Below are 18926 nucleotides of genomic sequence, written 5' to 3'. Positions count from 1 at the left end.
TCTATTGTCACAGCGCCAAGAACGACGAGTGATTATAGATGACGAGATAGCGATACAGCCTTCACTTGCGCATACACTTTTCTACCTTTACGAATAGACAGCTCATCCCTTGCCCAGCGGGTAATACGTGCCCATAAATAATGTTCTTCGCCTAAATCTAGCTTCACATCCACTTGTTCGCCATCTTCAATCCATTCAACCACTTCTGCGGCCAAAATATTTCGAATACTGCTCACTTGTGGTTTTTCAAGCACCAAAGATACATCCGATGCATCAATACGTATCCGAACGTTAGTGCCTTGTGGTGCGTTAACACGTGGGATCCACAGTTTTTGACTCCCCACAATCACCGCTGTCATTTCATAATCAGGGTGTTGACTATGTACAGTTGCACTGACCACACTGCTTAACGTTTCTTGCTGTAGCCAAGGACGCAAAGCACTGCTTGCCCAAACATCTTCCAAGGCGCCAAAGGCTTTAACTTTACCTTGTGCCATCACGATGACTTTATCTGCTAAACGCAAAATTTCATCCAAACTATGGCTGACATATAAAATCGGAATTTTAACGTCTTGAGAAAGCTTTTCTAAATACGGCAGCAATTCCCGTTTTCGGGGCAAATCCAAAGAGGCTAACGGCTCATCCATCAGGAGAATTTCAGGGGCTGTAAGCAATGCACGACCTATGGCAACTCGTTGTTTTTCACCACCAGAAAGGGTTATCGGGTAGCGATTGAGTAATTTTTCAATACCAAGCAGCCCGACAATATCGTCGAAGCGGGCTTTCATTTCAGGCGCCATGCCATAACGCAAATTGCTTTTCACCCGATAATGAGGAAACAACCGTGCATCTTGAAATACATAACCGATATGGCGTTGTTCGGGCGGTAAGCAAATCCCTTTTTCTACATCCACCAATGTACGACCATTGAGTACAACACGCCCTTTATTGGGTTTAGTTAACCCGCCAATTACATTGATAAGCGAGGTTTTTCCTGCGCCAGAAAGCCCAAAAACCGCGGTAATACTTTCCGTTGGCAATTGCGTTTTAACTTCTAACTGTAAGTCGCCTAATTTTTGTGAAAAATCGAGTTCTAACATATTAGGCCACTCCCAAACGCTTTTTACCCCAGCGGGTTAGCCACTCTGAGATCAATAATGAAATCAAGGCTAAAATAATCGCAATGACACATAACCGCGCAGCATCTACTTCTGCCCCCGGCGTTTCAATTAAGGTGTACATCGCTAATGGGATGGTTTGTGTTTCACCTGGTATATTCGAAACAAAAGTAATTGTGGCGCCAAATTCACCAAGCGAACGTGCAAAGGCTAACACTGTTCCGACAATAATGCCGGGAAGAGAGAGCGGAATGGTTATCGTGAAAAATACACGTAATGGTGTCGCACCTAATGTCCTCGCTGCTAGCTCCAATTTTTGGTCAACCGCTTCAAGCGCTAAACGAATTGCACGCACCATTAGTGGAAATGCAACCACGGCAGACGCAAGCGCTGCGCCCCGCCAACTAAAGGTAAAACTAAAGCCAAACCAGTTATATAACCATTCACCGATAAAACCGCGTTTACCCATACTGATCAACAGTAAGTACCCCACTACCACTGGCGGCAATACCAGTGGTAGGTGGATAATACTATCAAGCAGTGTTTTTCCAGGAAAATTACAGCGAACCAATACCCATGCCATTAAAATACCTAATGGTAAACTGAAAATTACAGCTACACTGGATACTTTTAGACTTAGGTAAATCGCTTCCCATTCATAAGGACTTAACATCTGCAAAAAAATACTCTCTTAACGTTTATTTAGTTCGAGGTTCAAAACCGTAACGTTTGAATACTTCTGAAGCCGCAGGGGTTTTCAAGTATTCATAGTAATCACGCGTTGCTTGGTTATCTTGATCTTTAACAATTGCCATTGGGTATTCAACAGGTTTATGTGTATCTGCTGGGAACACACCGACCACTTTGACTTTTTGGCTAGCGACAGCATCAGAACCATAAACAATCCCTAAAGGGGCTTCTTGGCGTTCAACTAATGCCATACCACTACGCACATTATTCGTACGCGCTAATAGTGGATTAACCGTTTCCCATGCGCCTAAATTGCTTAACGCTTCTTTGGCATAAATACCAACAGGGACATGATCAGGATCACCAACAGCTAAACGGCCACCATCTAGCAATTTTTTCCAATCCGTTTGTTTATTGATTTCGACTTTATCAATTTTTGCATCTTTCGGTGCGATTAACACCAATTCATTACCTAATAATGTATAGCGTGTATCTTCGACCATCAACTTTTTATCAATAGCGTAATCCATCCACTGTTGGTCAGCAGAAATGAATAAATTAGCGGGAGCACCTTGCTCAATTTGACGAGCTAGAGTCGAAGAAGATGCATAAGAAGCAACAACTTCAACTTGGGTGTCTTTCTTATATTGTTCTGAGATTTCATTTAATGCATTAGTCAGTGATGCAGCGGCAAAAACCGTAATTTTATCAGCTGCAAAACTGTGGCTAGCCATCGTTAATGTCAATGTTGCGCCCGCGAGAAGTGATACCAAACCTTTTTTCATTTTTATCTACCCTAGTATTTATCGACACGTTATATATAACAGGATACAGCGATAACTTAAAGTCAAACTCGCGATAAAAGTGTGCTGGCGCAAGAAATGATGCAATTTTGTTGCATGTTTTCCCTAAAGGATAAATTAGCTGATGAAAAAACACACAAGTACTCAAATCGTTTTTCTATAGAAAACTTTCTATTGCCCTTATAACTTTATCGGCACAAGTTGTGCACATTTCAGTATTCCATTCCACTTTTACAAATGACATAGCAAAGGTAATTATATGGTGGCCTTTTCGACAAAGCTTAGTACGTACTTTATTGCAGAATTAACAGTCGAACAGTTTAATGGACTGTTTGATAAAGAAATAGCATCTGAAACCTTATCTTCTTTAGCAAAATCGGCTAGTAATGGGAACTTAGAGAGTATCGATTTATTACACAATATCGCTCTACGGCAAGACAGTGAGGGAAGAAAAGCAGAAAATATTCTGTTTGATTTATTTAGCGGAAAGCTGCCTGCAAAGAAAGGTATAGATAAAGAAATACAAGAAACTAGCAAAAAATTATATCAATTACACCTTAATACAAAAACCAAAAAACACCTAAAAGACTCGAAACTAACGACCCCTTCTAAGCTCCTTTATATTGTCGGATCTGCAATAGAAAAAGTTATTGATAGACTTGGTTTAACAAAACTATTGATGAAAAATGAACCTACGGAATCCACTCTTTGGGATAATAACAGGATGACAACAAGTGATGAGATTGATGCAAGCAATAAAAATAACCCAACTTTGCCATCAAATATGACGGTCAATGACTCAATAGGCCTCATCCAAAGCGGGTACAATTTATTAGCAGAAATAATTGAACAAAAAGTCTTGAATAGCAACACATTAAACCAATTCGAATTATTCCCTATCAATGTTAATGATAACCATTGGATCTTATTTGTGCTCTATCAGGCAGATCCAATACATCAATCAGCGAATAATAAAAGAAAATGCATTCTATTTAATTCATACGATAACGTGAGTACCGATATTCGAAAAGAAATAACAGTGGCAGCCAAAAAGGGCGGTGTTACTGAAGAAGATATCACTTACATAGAAGGAAACATCCAACAGAACGTACCTAATGGCTGTGGATTATTTGTTATTGCAGCAATGAAGCAATTAACTGAAAATATTCAGCAAGATCCTGATAAAACGCTCAAACAATTCCACCAAGATTTCTTAAATAAAACAATTTATGAACAAGAGCAATTTAATCTTCATGAACGTCGGCAATTATTTTCTACTTACTACGATAACGAATACCGACCATCATGAAATTCCTCTCCAATATGAAAAACCCCCTGACTGCATTTACAGTCAGGGGGTCTATAATCAGCCACATAAGAAATTTTGTTAAAAATTACTTGTTTTCAGTGTTGTGATGATGAGGTACATGTGCTTTAGACAGTAAGTTAAAGAACGCGCCCAAGCCATAGATCAAACCCATGATCAAAAACATAACGACTGGAACCATCATCAGGGCAAAACCCAAACTTTTAATTAGTTCAAACATAGGAAAAAACCTCTTCAGTGATACTGTGCCCACCAGCCTACAAGATACGCCGACGAGGGAAAACTTGACTCTCAGTACATTGAGTATAAATCAAATCAAAATAATAACGCACAATTACGTTATAATGGAGACTATTTTAGACAAAATATTATACTAACGACATACTAAACGTGCTTTTTACGTCTGTCATCACCAGCCACGCCGGAAGGGAGAAATTTATGCAGGCCGAAATTTTACTCACACTGAAACTACAGGGCAGTTTATTTGCTGATCCTCGCCGTATCGCGCTACTAAAACAAATTAAAGCGACAGGGTCAATCAGCCAAGGCGCTAAACTCGCAGGGATCAGCTATAAAAGTGCTTGGGATGCCATCAATGAAATGAATCAACTCACTGATGATATCCTTGTTGATAGAGCAACAGGTGGCAAAGGCGGTGGCGGCACAACACTCACCCACTATGGTGAAAGATTACTTCAACTTTATGATTTACTGGCGCAAATTCAACAAAAAGCCTTTGATGTACTCAAAGAAGATAATCTCCCTTTAGACAGCTTATTAGCTGCTATTTCACGGTTTTCATTGCAAACCAGTGCCCGTAACCAATTTTTTGGTACTTTAATTTCCCGTGACCATATGCAAGTTCAACAACATGTACAAATTCGCTTAGCCGATAACAGCACTGTGATTAATGCCGCACTAACAGAGCAAAGCGCTAACCGTTTAGGGTTAACCGAAGGTAAAGAAGTTCTCGCATTGATTAAAGCACCTTGGGTAAAAATAACTAAACAACCTAACCCAACAGGCTTTGATAACTACCTTGCAGGGAAAATTACCACTTTAGAGAGAGGTGATGAGAACAGCGAAGTGATAGTGACACTCACAGGCGGTGAAACTTTATGTTCAACCATGCCAAACAGTGAAATTGATAGCCAATCTTTGAAAATTAATAATAGCGTTACTGCACTATTCAATGCTGACCAAGTGATTATTGCCACCCTGTGTTAATTTGTCCTGCTTACTTACTATAAAAGTAAGTAAGCATTCACCTTTTTTTTCCTGCCATACCGTTCAGTTGTTGACTTTATCTTCAATCCTGATTATTTGTGATAGATGACAAGGTAAATAATCATGATAAGGAAGCTTGATGAGCACAATAACAATACAACATGGCAACTTTAAGCTCAGCGAAATCCAGACTTTATACATTCAACAACTTAACATCGAAAAAGGGGAAAGTTGGGCTTTTATTGGTGCTAATGGCAGCGGTAAATCTTCACTCGCTCGAGTACTTTCCAATGAGCTCCCTCCACTTTCGGGTGTCGTAAAAAATACATTCACCTCTCCAGTTCGTTCATCATTTGAACAATTACAAAAAATCATCAATGAAGAATGGCAGCGCAACAATACAGATATGCTCAGTGATGATGAAGATGACACGGGGTATACCGCTGCTGAAATCATTCAATTTAACCATAAAGACAATGAATATTGTCTCGAACTGGCCGCTCGCTTTGGTATCAGTGACTTACTTTCGCGTCGCTTTAAATACCTTTCTACGGGTGAAACTCGTAAAGTTTTGTTATGCCAAGCATTAATGGGCAACCCTGACCTGTTGATCCTTGATGAGCCATTTGATGGTTTAGATGTCTATTCGAGAAGTAACCTTAGCGAACTGCTTTCAAGTTTGTCTGAAAAAGGCTTAACTTTAGTATTAGTGCTAAACCGCTTTGATGAGCTCCCTGACTTTATTGAAAATATGGGTGTTGTCGCAGGCTGCAAGCTAACGATGGCAGGAAATAGAGAGTCAGTACTCGCTAACACGCTAATCACACAATTACAGCACAGCGAGAAAATTAAACAACTTTCCATCCCTGAAACCGAAGACCCAACCGCAGACGAAAAACTGGATGATACGACGCCTCGTATTATTTTAAAAAATGGGACCGTTAGCTACAATGACAAACCGATACTGCACGGTTTAAATTGGCAGGTAAATCCAAACGAACACTGGCAAATTATCGGCGAAAATGGAGCAGGAAAATCAACGTTACTGAGCTTGATTACAGGAGATCACCCTCAGGGGTACAGTAATGACTTAACCTTATTTGGCTTCCGTCGTGGGTCAGGAGAAACCATATGGGATATTAAGCGCCATATTGGGTATGTCAGCAATAGCATTCACCAAGAATACCGAGTCGCAACCAGTGTACTCAATGTCATTATTTCCGGTTTTCATGATTCTATTGGCTTGTACCAAACACCATCTGACCGTCAAATACAATTAGCACATGAATGGTTAGCTTTGTTAGGTTTTTCAACACAAACAGCTCAGCAACCTTTCCATAGTCTTTCGTGGGGGCAGCAGCGCTTAGTTTTGATTGCTCGAGCGCTAGTTAAACACCCTGCCATGCTGATTTTAGATGAGCCATTACAAGGCTTAGATGGTCTTAACCGATTATTAGTACTGCGGTTTATTGATGTAATGCTAAGCCAAGGTAACACACAACTCCTGTTCGTTACCCATCATCATGAAGATACCCCTGCTTGTATTACGCATCGGCTCACTTTTGTCCCTGATAATGGGAAATACCGTTACGATATTGAAACCCTCTAATTTTTGACTTATTTGCCAATAGATACGATGAAACTATTGGCAAATTTAATCTAATGTTTAATAGATGATAACTAAATTATCTAATTACAACCATTTGATTTTGTTTAATTTATTATTATTCAGTTATTTTCAATTAGAAAAATCACACAAAATCATTACACTGCGCCTCTTCTAATAATTTAGACATTATAATGGATATTCTTTATGGCTTGGTTAATGTTAGCCTCTTCACTTGCTACACTTGCAACACATCGTTTAATTGCTCTTTTTTTACTCATCTGCACAATCATTACTGCTGCATTCACATACATTATTGATTGGCAAGCGATTCTACTCTTAGCTTGTATTACGTTAATTGCCATTATTCGTTTGCGTTTCCAACACTACCTACCCATAAAAGTTATCAGTGAAATCACCTTACTAATCTGTGCGATCGGGTTATTTATTCACTTATTTCCTGGTTTTAATAACCTAAAATATCTAGATAAAGTCACAGTAGGAACACATAGCGCTCCATTCACAATGTATTTTAATTTTGATAAGGCACTCGTCCCTTTTATTTTACTTGCCTGCTTACCAACATTATTTATTTGCCGTCCAGCCAAACATGCAACTAAAGTTCAATGGGCACTATTAGTTAGTTTTGTTCCACTTTTATTGCTAATTGCGACTGCTGCTGGTGGGTTAGCCTTTGAATGGCATTTTCCTAGTTGGTTACCTGCTTTTATGCTCTGTAATCTATTTTTTGTTTCATTAGCAGAAGAAGCGCTATTTCGTGGCTATTTACAGCAACGCCTAACCCTTTGGTTAAAATCACCTTACCTCGCATTAGTTATTACTTCACTGTTATTTGGTGCAGTGCATTTTGCTGGTGGGCCGTTGTTAATTCTCTTTGCTACGTTAGCTGGTTTGATTTATGGCTTAGCTTGGATGTGGAGTGGTAAATTATGGCTGGCGGTATCAATTCATTTCGGGCTGAATTTAGGGCATCTATTATTTTTTACTTACCCATTTAAGTTGGTTACTAGTTAATATTAGCGAATTGAAAATTCATAATCCCCCATAAACTGAATGATTTTTATCATAAAAAATCACTAACACAAGTGATGTTAGTGATTTTTCATTATTATAGCCATGTTATCTATCGTTAATCTAATTACTAGCTTGATTAACATTCATTGGTTTAATTTCACCAGACTCAATATTAAGATAAAAATCTCGACTCGGATTTCCTTGTAGATATTTATCAATTACAGTGAAAATACTGCCAAAACGTAATTTAAAAATATTTTCAAATGAACTACCCGCATTAATTTTGTCAGTCTCAGTTGGTAATGACGATAACAAGGTTCCTGTGAGGAATCGATACTGATTTAATCTTTCTACAGGTATATCTTGTAACGCAAGCTCGTCTGCATTACGTAAACGATAAAAATCCACAGCAAGATCAAAACCATTCCATTTTGCAAAGTCCTTTAACTGATACCCTGTATTTTTAGCAAGAATAGCGGCTTTATCACTGGCTTTTTTCCATGCCTCAGAGTCTTTCTTCAAATAGATTTCGGTGACATTAACAGTCCCAGGGTCCTTTGCACAGATTTCATGATTTTGGCTCAATGGTGCCGTTAATACTTCATTATAAGCTTTCTTTGTATCTAATTGGCTTAAAATAAGCATCTCTTCACCATTCAAACTAAATAACATTTGACGAATTTCACATGGCCATTCCTCTGGAATAAAACGTAAACGTGTCAGTTCAGTAATATGCCAATTAGTGAAGTCATAATAATTATTTGCGCTTAAGATATCTTTATTCCAAAGATGCGACGAGTTGGTATTTTTGAGGTGATCCCATTCTTGCTGATAGTGCTCAAATAACTCATCAAACCGAGGTACATCTTCTATTATAATAGTTTGCACATCAATTTCATTGGCATTTCTAAAATTCAATATTTTATAAGCAGGGACATATGCTGCCATTGAGGGAGCTTGAATATTAAAAAGTAAGCTGCCATCCGAATACTTACGTACACCTGTATCATTAAAATGCATATGACCGCCAACATGAACACCGATGCCTGTTTTTGCCATTGCATGGCTCGTGTCTTCTTTTGGAGCCCTTTCTAACTGAAATTTACCTTTACCAAAAATGGTTTCAAGGTCATCCGCTGCGCCATTATCAAATTCAACCATCGGAAAATGGCTAAACGTGATTAATGTTTTATTTTGTTCTTTCGCGCGCTTTGCAACATCCGCCATCCACTCAACAGTCTGCTGTTTGTGTGTCAACATTTTGTTGTAACCCGCATTCCCCGACCCCGCAAAGTTTTTAGCCGCCTTAGGGTGGTTAATATCTGCTTTTTCAGAAGGAACATAGACATTGGCATCAACGGCCATTAACCACAAACCAGGAGTAGGCTCAACAAGGTAACTACTGTCTGCAACATTAAAACAAGGCCCATACCCCTCCTGCTTATATTTACCGCCTGTTCCTTGAGTACAAATTTCATACTGTCTTTGGTTAAAATCACTGGATTTTAAAGCTGCTTCATAGCTGTAACCTTGAGAATCATAGTTTGAGTATGGCGTTTCCCAATAAATATCTTCTGGTAGTGGATTAATACCAAACGATTTCATTGCATCCATCACTCGACCATAACCATTATATACCATTTCTTCGGTACAAATTGTCGGTAACTCAGCGCCCGTTTCTATAACGGCCGTTTTTCCTTTATATCCCGTACACTCATTAGCCCCTAAACTAAAGATACGTTGAGTTTTACCATCAATTCCAAGAAAATCTTCCTTTCCTGCTGGCATATCAAATGGGCGGTTCGGATCATGATTTCCTGGCGTTGCAAAGAAACGCATACCATATTTTTGCTCGTACTCTTGCAAGACTTTCACTAGTCCACGTAAATGAATAGGTTGGCCGTCATCGGTAAAATCGCCAGGTAATGCAATGAGTTTAATACCTTTCTTACCTGCATCATCAAGTGCAGCACGTAGAGCAAAATAATTTTCATTAAATAAACGCGTAGAGGTTAATTGCGCATACATAGAACGAATAACGGCATTTTGACCACTTTTACTATTTTTTAATCCTTCAAATGCATTATCAGCAAACTGCCCATAAACATCATGAAAATGGATGTCGGGCATAAACGCGACGCGATAATTATAAGATTGAGCCGTAGGGTCATTTGCCATTGCGACAGTTCCAACGGACATTAATGCAAGGGCAAAACCATATTTTAATTTATTGTTCATATTTGTTCCCTTTAGATAATTAACTATTTCTATCAGAAGTTATATGCAATGCCAACACGATAACGCCACTGCCATGCATCACGGTAAGTTTGTCCATTTTTGACGTATGAACCGTCATCATAGGAAACATAGCCTAATTCAATATAAGGAACCCATGTCTTATTACCAATCCAAGACACATTCAGATTATGTGCATAATCCTTTTCTTTACCTTTATATGCGGGATAATCAGTATCAAATTTATATTCAAAGTCATAACTTAATGAGAAATCTTGCAACTTATAACCTAAATAAAAATTACTCTGCCAATAATGTTGATTATCTTTTTTAGGCTTATTAGAGTTATCATAATGCCTTACGCCATAACGTAAACGAGTTCCAATATTAAAATCATCCGTTAAATTATAAGCTGCTTTGACACTGAATTTATAAGCTGTATCTTTATCTCCGGAATCTAGCGCAAAAGAAGGAGTTAAAACAAAATCTTTTGTGGCTTTATATTTATAACCGACTTCAACCTCATTTCCTTTTGATGATAGGTTTTCACCGAAACCGCCATCTCGGCTTCTCCATTTTCCTTCAAGGCTAAAATAAGTTCCATTTTGCATGCTATGGCCAATTTTGACACGATCTTCATGACGATGCTCATCCCCTAACCATTCATGACGATAGTCAATATATGTCGCATTCGCTGCTGTGCAAAATAATAACGTAGAGATACCTAGAGTTAAGTTTTTCATAAACTGATTCCTATAATTAATATTTATTTTTTATTTAACGATTAAAACAATGAGTTATTAGTTATCTTTTATGTATATACACTCCTTATTTTTTTGAAAAAACCATCCCATCCCTTTAAGTAACTTAAAAGAAAATTAACCTTATTAAAATTTTAAAATTATTTTATATTCTTATCTCACATCCCTAATTCCAACTTTAATAAATCAACAATATATTTTGATTTTTTCGCATTTAATATTTCATTTCTAAAAGACTCATGCATTAATTTACGTGCGAGAACAGAAAAGATTCGCATATGCTGATTTTCATCTGAATCATTAATTGTTAGCATAATTACCAATTTAACATCAACATTGTCTCCCCACGCTAGCTCATTCGGTAAACGCAATACTGAAATACTACTATGTTTAACAAAAGGTGATTTACAGTGCGGTATTGCAATTGAGAAACCTAATGCCGTACTAAAAATCTCTTCTCTCTGCCATATTGCTTGTTCAACTTGTGCCCCTGAATCAGCTCGATGATTAATCTCTAAATTATCAGTTAATCGTTTAATGACTTCCTCTTTACTTTCCATTCTTTCATCAAGAAAAATTAAAGACGGGTCCAATACTGAATAATCAATTTTTGGTTTATTCGTAGAAATAGCCAAATGAGATAATTTATCTTTTTCAAACTTGAACCAATTATCTGCATATACATCAGGTTCAATAATTAATAAATCGTATTGCGTGTCTACCAATAAAACATGAGCAGATTGGATTGATTCAATCATAGAGGATGAAAGGCATATTAAAGGAAGAGAGAAAGATTGCGCTAAAATAACGGTATGTGATATTTCTGCGCCTGTAGCCATCACAATACCTTGCAAATATTCACCTCTCAATGCCAATAATTCGCTTGGTGTTAGTAATCCTTGACAAATAATAATCGAATCTTCTGTTAATTTAGGAAGTTGTATTTTAGATTGAATACCAAGATGCCTCGCTATACGCAATCCCAAATCCTTAATATCTAACTCACGTTGGCGTAAATATTCATTACTACTGCTTCGAAATGGCAAGCTGAGTTCCTCAATTGCCATTGATAACGCCGCAATCGCATTACGCGCCTCTCTTGGTTCAAGCAAACACGCTTCAATATCCTCATCATCCAATAATTGGCTTTGTGCCTCTAGAATATCAACCGCTGCTTTATCAGCTTGCTGAATGTCTAGACTAAATTGCTGACGAGCTCTTTGTAACGCAAGTTTTAGTATTTCACATTGCTCTGATTGCGAACTTGATGGCTCTGATAATGAAATCTGTTGTAAATCAAAAGATTTCATATAGATAGCCCTACCTTTTGCAATACCTTTGCTAACACCGTCACCCTGAATAATTTGGGATAGTGTCCGGCTCAGATATATCGGGATCATTCCTTGTTCTGGTTTATCTTTTTTCGGCATTAATCCATCACAATGAATAAACTCTTGCTCAATAAATACCTTTAGTTTTTCATAAGCCAGATTTTCATCATTTCCACTGATTGTAAAATAACATTCGTCACCAACAGTGACATCTGCACCAACAAGAGCTAGCACACTTTTCGCATTGGCTTGGCGTTGTTTGGTTTTATTAAAAAGTAAAATATCTGATTGAAAACAAGCTGTTTTTTGCTCAATTGTACTCGCTGGCCTTGCATGAATACCATTTGGTAACTCACAACGAAATGTAAGTACTTTCATTACTTTTCCTTATTAATTAATCAACCAAGACACAGGCGTACAAGGAGCTGCTTTATCTGTATTTATGCATGGAGACTCCGATAAAGTAACTTGGTGTATCTGTGTATTCGACTTAGGCTCTGAATAAGTTTTGGTTTCACTACTTGGGTTCCACCCTCGTAAAATAAGTGATTCTTGGTTCTGTGCTTTTTTCAAAGTGCTGAAATGCAGCTCGCTATCCCACGTCAGTAAACTATAAATATCAGGAAAAACAATATAATGAGGATTAGTTTTAAATTGAGACCAACCAGAGTCTAGGTAACCAAACGCAGGTAAACGCCAATGCTCAATATCACGCCAAAGTTGGGCACTTTGACCATTGTCTATCGGCAGTATGGCAAAATGGAAATGATGGAGCCCCTGAATTTGTGACTCTGGTGATGGAAGAACCATACCCGATGCACGTCCCGGCCGCCAAGTAAGATTGGCTTGGCCTAACCAACCCACACAACGCAGTAGGGTTACGCGAATAATATCGGTTTGGTTTGCTGGTATCTCATACTCTCTGAGCCCTTTAGTAACAACACACATACCTTTTTTATCATCATATTGCATTACCAAACTTTGCATTGGATAGAGTGCCGTTGGTGCTTCCGTCCAGTTTTCGTCTCGCCATATTTTCATGGCAGCTGGCTGATTTTCTCGTTGGATCAAACCAAAAGGTTGGTCTGCGAAATGAAACACCTGTTGAACTACCGTAGGGATCTCTACCTGGATTCGATGGTCTTCGACTGTATTATTGATCGTGATTTCGACATCTAACCATGCCTTATCATGAGGCAAAGAAAGTTTCATGATGGCAGTTAAATGCGCATTAGCTTGCTTTTCTTGGCGGGCCATCGCATTTTGAGGAACGGGTATCAGCCAATTAAGCATAAGCGAATCCATTAAAGGCGCCCTGATACAATCAAATTGCTCTAAATGGCCATCACTACTGATTAACCAATCATTTTCAGGTGGCGAATAGTTATAATTATCCCCTGCGTCCCCACCATCAATTAACCGAAGAATGTTCGGATAATGCTGTTGACTGCGTTTATCGGTTAGCGTCAACTGCCCTTGATGTATTTCGAGCTTCAACCATTCATTTTCTAATATATTCTCAGCCTGAATATAGGTAGGAGTGTCAAAGCCCGCATTTTCACCTTCAAGTAAATAAAAAGTCCGATAACCACAGGAAGGCAGGTCTTTCGCTTCAAGTAATATTTCACACTTCCGATACCATGTCGTTGTCGTACTATTTGCCAGTTCCTGTACGATCAATGACATATCTTGTTTTTCTTCGCGAATAAGTTGCCAGCGGCAAGGTCTTCCTGCATCGTCCTTAATACAAAATTGTTTTTCAGGTGTATAAAGTGTAATGCGAACCTGCGCATCTCTTTTATGTGGCAATGAATTGAAGATAATCACTTTTTTACCTTCTTGTGTCGCCTCTATCCCACGAGCAAGCATTTTCATATTCAGATCAAACAGTTGATTCGCACTTTCTAAGCCGTCTTTTAAGCGCGCTTTTACCATGCTATTAACACGGTCAGAGTTACACCCACCAATACTGTCGTGGGCGTGCGACTGCATCGCTTTGCGCCAAATATTATCAATCGCGGTTTGTGGATAAGGCAAACCAAGCCGCCAATTAATCGCTAAAAGTGGCTCGAGTTGTTGGCTAACAAATTGCTCTAACTGCGCATTTAATAATTTGATATCCACCCGTGTGGAAAAAATACCGCGGTGGACACGCATATATTTCGAGCTCAGTAATTCACCTTCGAATTCAGGTAATCCCGAACTATTAGCTTGAAGCGCATCAAAAAATGCACTAAAGCTACTTTTGACAAAATAATAGTCATTTTGTACTTTATTTAGCTGCTCAAGCATTCTAGGAACGGCATACTCAAATGGCGACTGGTCATTACCATTAGGTAACAATATCTGGTCCGAATGAGCAAACCGAGCCTGTTTTTCTAGGATTGCAGGCAAAACAGCTGACGCTTTTTCTGGGTTATCAGGCAGCCATTTCGCACAACCATACCCCCAAGGTAATACCGCCGTAGTGACTCGATGGCCTGACTGCGATTTCCAAATAAATTCACTACTGGCAACATCATGTTCACACCAGCCGCGCCATACCACCGCATGGTTAATGCCAAACTCTTGTAAAAACATTGGAAGTTGCGAACTTTGTCCAAATGAATCAGGCACATAACCTATTGGCATATAATTTTCCCATTGATCACAATCGGCTTTGCCCAATAATAAATTACGCGTAATGGATTCAGCTCCCACCACTAAAAAATCCGTTTGTGTATACCAAGGCCCAATAAGAATTCGACCTTGTTTAATTAATTTCTGTAAACAATCACGCCTTTCTGGTGCAACCTGTAAATAATCTTCCAACACTACAGTCTGTCCATCTAAGACAAATGGGCCAAGAGAAGGGTCTTCTTCTAAATGTTTTATTAAATCATTCATGAAATAATAAAGAACAATTTTTGAATCATTCTCAGTGAAATACCATTCACGATCCCAGTGCGTATGTTGAATTAAATGTACCGTTTTCATTTTATGACCTTAAAATATTTTTAGCAGAACAAACCCGCACGTTATTCACGCTAATTAACACAGCATAAGATTATTAAGATAAAGTTCTAATTAACGTCCGACTTTAAATTTAGGAATCGCCGTTTCTATTTTTTTAGTTTCTATCGTTTTATTTCCACGAAATATTAATAAAGAACCAACAGTGATAATTCCAGATCCTACAGCAACCGATAATATATATATCGGCCATTTATCTACGGCCAACCAGCCATAAAACCCTGAAATAGGCGCATGGTTTATCGCACCTAAACCAACTGCCATCGCCGCACCTGTTGCTGCACCAACTATATTAATAATAATAATTTTTGGATTTGCCAACGCAAATGGAATTGCACCCTCTGAAACACCAATTAACCCCATTAATGTCGACGCTTTGCCAGCCTCTCGTAATGACTCAGGAAAACGTTTTGCCCAAATTAACGTTGCTAAGCCAATGCCAATTGGGGGAATAATAATAGCCACTTGAGCCGCAGTATTTGGCTCATAAATTTCCGATGCTAATAATGCCATTGCAGTAGTTACAGCCGCTTTATTAACTGGCCCCCCAAGGTCAAATCCAACCATGGCACCAATAACGGCAGCAAGAATAATTTTGTTAGACCCCGACATTGATAAAAGCCATTGTTCCATACCATGATTAAGTGCCGCTAAAGGTGCACCAATCACAAATGCCATAATAATACAGGTGAGTAATGTACCCCCGACTGGTAAAATAAAAATAGGTCCTGCTGATGCAAGTGATTTGGGTAATTTCGTATATTTCGCTAATAAACGAACAATGTAACCCGCAATAAATCCTGCCGCTAATGCACCTAAAAACCCCGTCCCTAAATTGCTAGCCAATAGGCCGCCAACCATGCCTGGCGCTAGTCCGGGTTTATTCGCAATCGCAAAACTGATATAACCCGCAACAATGGGTAACATGAGTGATAACGCTAACCCACCAAAACCATCAAATTTATGAAGCATTTGCACCACAAAATTTGTCGCATCCTGATGGCTTGCATCCCAAATATTATCAATGCCATATAAAGATGCACCAATACGCGCTATCCCCATAATTACCGCACCAGCAATAACAAATGGCAGCATCCATGACACACCAGTCATAATGGCATTTTTAATTTCCGTACCAATACCTAATTTAGACGCACCATTAAACTGCCCCATTCTTCATTTCCTCCTCGATGGCATCAATAATTGCATCGCCATACTTAATTGGATCAGCAACGCTACATTCAAGCTTAATCATTCCATCAAATCGTTCCTTATTAATAACGGCGACATCAGCAGCCAAAATGACTGCATCTGCTCTTGCTAAGTCGTCACTGGTAATTTCATTTTCAATTCCCATACTCCCTTGGGTCTCAACTTTGATTTCATGACCGCGTTTTTTCCCTACGATATCCAATGCTTCCGCTGCCATGTAAGTATGAGCAACACCAGTAGGACAAGCAGCGACACAGATAATAAACATAACAACTCCTTAAAAATTTAATTCAGGTAATAAAAAAAGCACAATGGCGAAAACGCGCATTGTGCTTTTGAAAGACAATTAAAGTTAAATTAGCTATATTTCCAGGCGCACCACTAGAATGACGGCAAGTCATCATGTGACGTAAACTAGAAACAAGGAACAAAAATAGCAATTCGTAACGCTTACGAATATTCAGTGATATTAATGGCTTTACGTAATACTTTCTTTCTACTTTAACCGCACCGCTAGCAAATAATTCGGTATAAAGCGTCTGTGCACTCAGCCATAATTGCGACCAATTAACTGAAAAATCATTTTCTAATTGGTTAGGGTATTCGGATTCGTCTTTTTCTAAAGAGGTAACGGGAACAAACCAGCAAATTTTGCTCAATAAAGCCTTCATTTTGCTATCAAGTGACAGCAAAAATAAAATGCAGGTCTTAAAAAATGAAGCAAAATGTAAAGACATCGTGTTTCCCCTTTAGAAATTGGCATCATTCTAATCGTATAAAATAGAAAATTACTGTGATTCCACACTCATTTATTAAAATAAATATAAATTAAAACCGTCAAAACCTTATTAACGACCTTCGTTAATTAATAATAAATTGATTATTAATGACTTAGGTTAAATTATAAAACTATTTTTATTTTAAAAATATATTTTAGTAAAAAAAAGTAAAAGAATAAAAAACTGGAATTCCACAATAATATAAATTATTAATCTGGCTTCTTTATATTAATTCAAAAAAAGTATTTTTATGAATTTTTATATAGAATGCAATTCAACCGATTGGCTTAATTAAAAGGAATTTAATGAAATAAAAAATTTGAAAAACAACAAATTTAAGATAAATTAGAATAATGACGCATTGATTAACCTTAACTCACTAAATTTATATTGCTCAATAAGTGAAGATAATGCAATTCATCAAAAGTTGATAACATTTTCAATTTTATCAGCTCATTAGACCATTACAAACTCACGACTCTAAGCACGATGCTCAAACGAATCAGTGTATCTCAACCACTGAACAAAAAACTTATGGTGAAAAACAAACTCGGTTTAAACAGCAATCGTCAGTAATTTGTAAAAAAAACAACCAACCGCCGGTTCTTTGCCTTAAAGTTATTAGGCACTTTGCTTGATATCCATCATAAGAATGTAAAAACCGTCATTTTATCGCTTGCTGTATCGATTCAATTCGAGTTAAATTTAGAGTATTCATAGGATCTACGAACCTAGAAAACAAGTCATTACCCTCATGTAAAATTTGTTTTTCACATTGATAGGGAGAAAACGCAAGTTGCTACTGGCGTTCGAGTTGACTATCCCTATAATGTAGGTCAGCAACAATTCATTTCTAATTAGAATGTACTGATAGGAGTTTTAGCTATGGCTGTAACTAAACTGGTTTTAGTAAGACACGGTGAAAGTGAGTGGAACAAAGAGAACCGCTTCACAGGTTGGACTGACGTAGAACTGTCTGATAAAGGCCGCGAAGAAGCAAAAATTGCGGGCCAACTGCTAAAAGACGAAGGTTTTGTTTTTGATTTTGCTTACACTTCCGTTCTGAAACGCGCTATCCATACTTTATGGAACATCCTTGATCAAGTTGAACAATCATGGTTACCAGTCGAAAAAAGCTGGAAATTAAATGAACGTCATTACGGTGCTCTGCAAGGTTTAGACAAATCAGAAACCGCAGCAAAATACGGTGACGAACAAGTTAAATTATGGCGTCGTGGCTTTGCCATCACACCACCTGACCTGACTAAAGATGATGAACGCTTCCCTGGCCACGACCCTCGCTATGCGAAACTGTCAGAAAACGAATTACCAGTCACTGAAAGCTTAGCAACAACAATTGAACGTGTTGTCCCTTATTGGGAAGAAGTGATCAAACCACGTGTCACCAGTGGTGAGAAAGTGATCATTGCCGCTCACGGTAACTCACTGCGTGCTTTAGTTAAACACTTAGACAACTTAAGTGAAGATGAAATTCTTGAATTAAATATCCCAACTGCGGTACCAATGGTTTATGAATTCGATGAAAACATGAAACCAATCAAACGTTACTACTTAGGTAACCAAGACGAAATTGCTGCTAAACAAGCTGCAGTTGCAAACCAAGGTAAAGCGAAGTAATTACTTACTTTATCTTGAATACGAGGGCTAAGCCATTTGCTTAGCCCTTTTTTATTATCTGAGATCCACTCTCTCTATAACAAAAAACGCAAACTGTTAGTGTTAGAAAGAGGAATAAGCGACTATCATAGGGAAAACACATTGAAAGGTTG

General features: G+C 38.2%; 16 protein-coding genes. 5 read left to right on the top strand and 11 right to left on the bottom strand.

Going from position 1 to position 18926, the window contains the following annotated elements; translation table 11 throughout:
- Positions 1-32 precede the first annotated feature (32 nt).
- From modC to modA, 3 genes are read right to left on the bottom strand one after another with little or no spacing between them, the layout of a single operon-like run.
- Complete coding sequence (gene modC, locus PSE72_RS04850) at positions 33-1100, bottom strand: molybdenum ABC transporter ATP-binding protein ModC (protein WP_198641788.1); 1068 nt, start codon at positions 1098-1100, stop codon at positions 33-35.
- 1 nt (position 1101) lies between these two features.
- Positions 1102-1791, bottom strand: a complete 690-nt coding sequence (gene modB, locus PSE72_RS04845) for a molybdate ABC transporter permease subunit (protein WP_094962413.1) — start codon at positions 1789-1791, stop codon at positions 1102-1104.
- 25 nt (positions 1792-1816) lie between these two features.
- Positions 1817-2593, bottom strand: coding sequence for a molybdate ABC transporter substrate-binding protein (gene modA / locus PSE72_RS04840; protein ID WP_109910958.1), 777 nt, complete (start codon positions 2591-2593; stop codon positions 1817-1819).
- Between the two features lie 277 nt (positions 2594-2870).
- Here modA and PSE72_RS04835 point away from each other — a divergent pair, with 277 nt between their 5' ends.
- Entirely contained in the window at positions 2871-3920 is a 1050-nt protein-coding gene (locus PSE72_RS04835; protein ID WP_115167717.1) for an ElaD/SseL family deubiquitinase, read from the top strand.
- Between the two features lie 85 nt (positions 3921-4005).
- On the opposite strand, the gene PSE72_RS04830 is transcribed toward PSE72_RS04835, so the two are convergent.
- Positions 4006-4158: an AcrZ family multidrug efflux pump-associated protein gene (locus tag PSE72_RS04830; protein ID WP_004909125.1), complete on the bottom strand. Its 153-nt coding sequence runs from the start codon at positions 4156-4158 to the stop codon at positions 4006-4008.
- A gap of 218 nt (positions 4159-4376) precedes the next feature.
- Between PSE72_RS04830 and modE the strand changes: the two genes are divergently transcribed.
- From modE to PSE72_RS04815, 3 genes are all read left to right on the top strand, one after another.
- A complete protein-coding gene (gene modE / locus PSE72_RS04825) occupies positions 4377-5165 on the top strand; it encodes a molybdenum-dependent transcriptional regulator (RefSeq protein ID WP_004909124.1) in 789 nt (262 codons plus the stop codon).
- Between the two features lie 139 nt (positions 5166-5304).
- A complete protein-coding gene (gene modF / locus PSE72_RS04820) occupies positions 5305-6774 on the top strand; it encodes a molybdate ABC transporter ATP-binding protein ModF (protein ID WP_272690914.1) in 1470 nt (489 codons plus the stop codon).
- Between the two features lie 204 nt (positions 6775-6978).
- Positions 6979-7806, top strand: a complete 828-nt coding sequence (locus PSE72_RS04815; protein ID WP_198641785.1) for a CPBP family intramembrane glutamic endopeptidase — start codon at positions 6979-6981, stop codon at positions 7804-7806.
- A 120-nt stretch (positions 7807-7926) separates the two neighbouring features.
- Here PSE72_RS04815 and PSE72_RS04810 read toward each other — a convergent pair whose 3' ends face one another.
- The 7 genes from PSE72_RS04810 to PSE72_RS04780 form a co-directional block, all read right to left on the bottom strand.
- The gene (locus PSE72_RS04810) at positions 7927-10044 is read right to left on the bottom strand and encodes a metallophosphoesterase family protein (RefSeq protein ID WP_115167719.1); all 2118 of its coding nucleotides are present in this window, start codon (positions 10042-10044) and stop codon (positions 7927-7929) included.
- A 32-nt stretch (positions 10045-10076) separates the two neighbouring features.
- Positions 10077-10784, bottom strand: coding sequence for an oligogalacturonate-specific porin KdgM family protein (locus tag PSE72_RS04805; protein ID WP_109910953.1), 708 nt, complete (start codon positions 10782-10784; stop codon positions 10077-10079).
- 176 nt (positions 10785-10960) lie between these two features.
- Positions 10961-12511 carry a fructose PTS transporter subunit IIA gene (locus PSE72_RS04800; RefSeq protein WP_115167720.1) on the bottom strand — a complete coding sequence of 517 codons (1551 nt, stop codon included), beginning with the start codon at positions 12509-12511 and terminating at the stop codon, positions 10961-10963.
- 12 nt (positions 12512-12523) lie between these two features.
- The gene (locus tag PSE72_RS04795) at positions 12524-15109 is read right to left on the bottom strand and encodes a glycoside hydrolase family 38 C-terminal domain-containing protein (RefSeq protein ID WP_217007781.1); all 2586 of its coding nucleotides are present in this window, start codon (positions 15107-15109) and stop codon (positions 12524-12526) included.
- A gap of 90 nt (positions 15110-15199) precedes the next feature.
- Entirely contained in the window at positions 15200-16318 is a 1119-nt protein-coding gene (locus PSE72_RS04790) for a PTS fructose transporter subunit IIC (protein ID WP_110731791.1), read from the bottom strand.
- Positions 16305-16625, bottom strand: coding sequence for a PTS fructose transporter subunit IIB (locus PSE72_RS04785; RefSeq protein ID WP_004909112.1), 321 nt, complete (start codon positions 16623-16625; stop codon positions 16305-16307). The genes PSE72_RS04790 and PSE72_RS04785 overlap by 14 nt, the downstream gene beginning before the upstream one ends.
- Positions 16626-16647: 22 nt before the next feature.
- Positions 16648-17094 carry a hypothetical protein gene (locus PSE72_RS04780; RefSeq protein ID WP_115167721.1) on the bottom strand — a complete coding sequence of 149 codons (447 nt, stop codon included), beginning with the start codon at positions 17092-17094 and terminating at the stop codon, positions 16648-16650.
- A 927-nt stretch (positions 17095-18021) separates the two neighbouring features.
- On the opposite strand from PSE72_RS04780, the gene gpmA reads away from it, so the two are divergent.
- Complete coding sequence (gpmA, locus tag PSE72_RS04775) at positions 18022-18774, top strand: 2,3-diphosphoglycerate-dependent phosphoglycerate mutase (RefSeq protein WP_004909107.1); 753 nt, start codon at positions 18022-18024, stop codon at positions 18772-18774.
- The last annotated feature ends 152 nt before the right edge of the window (positions 18775-18926 follow it).

Source organism: Providencia sp. PROV116 (assembly GCF_028482485.1).
GTDB classification, from domain to species: domain Bacteria; phylum Pseudomonadota; class Gammaproteobacteria; order Enterobacterales; family Enterobacteriaceae; genus Providencia; species Providencia rettgeri.
Note: the sequence above shows the minus strand (reverse complement) of the source record. Positions and strands in the feature narration are given on the sequence as shown.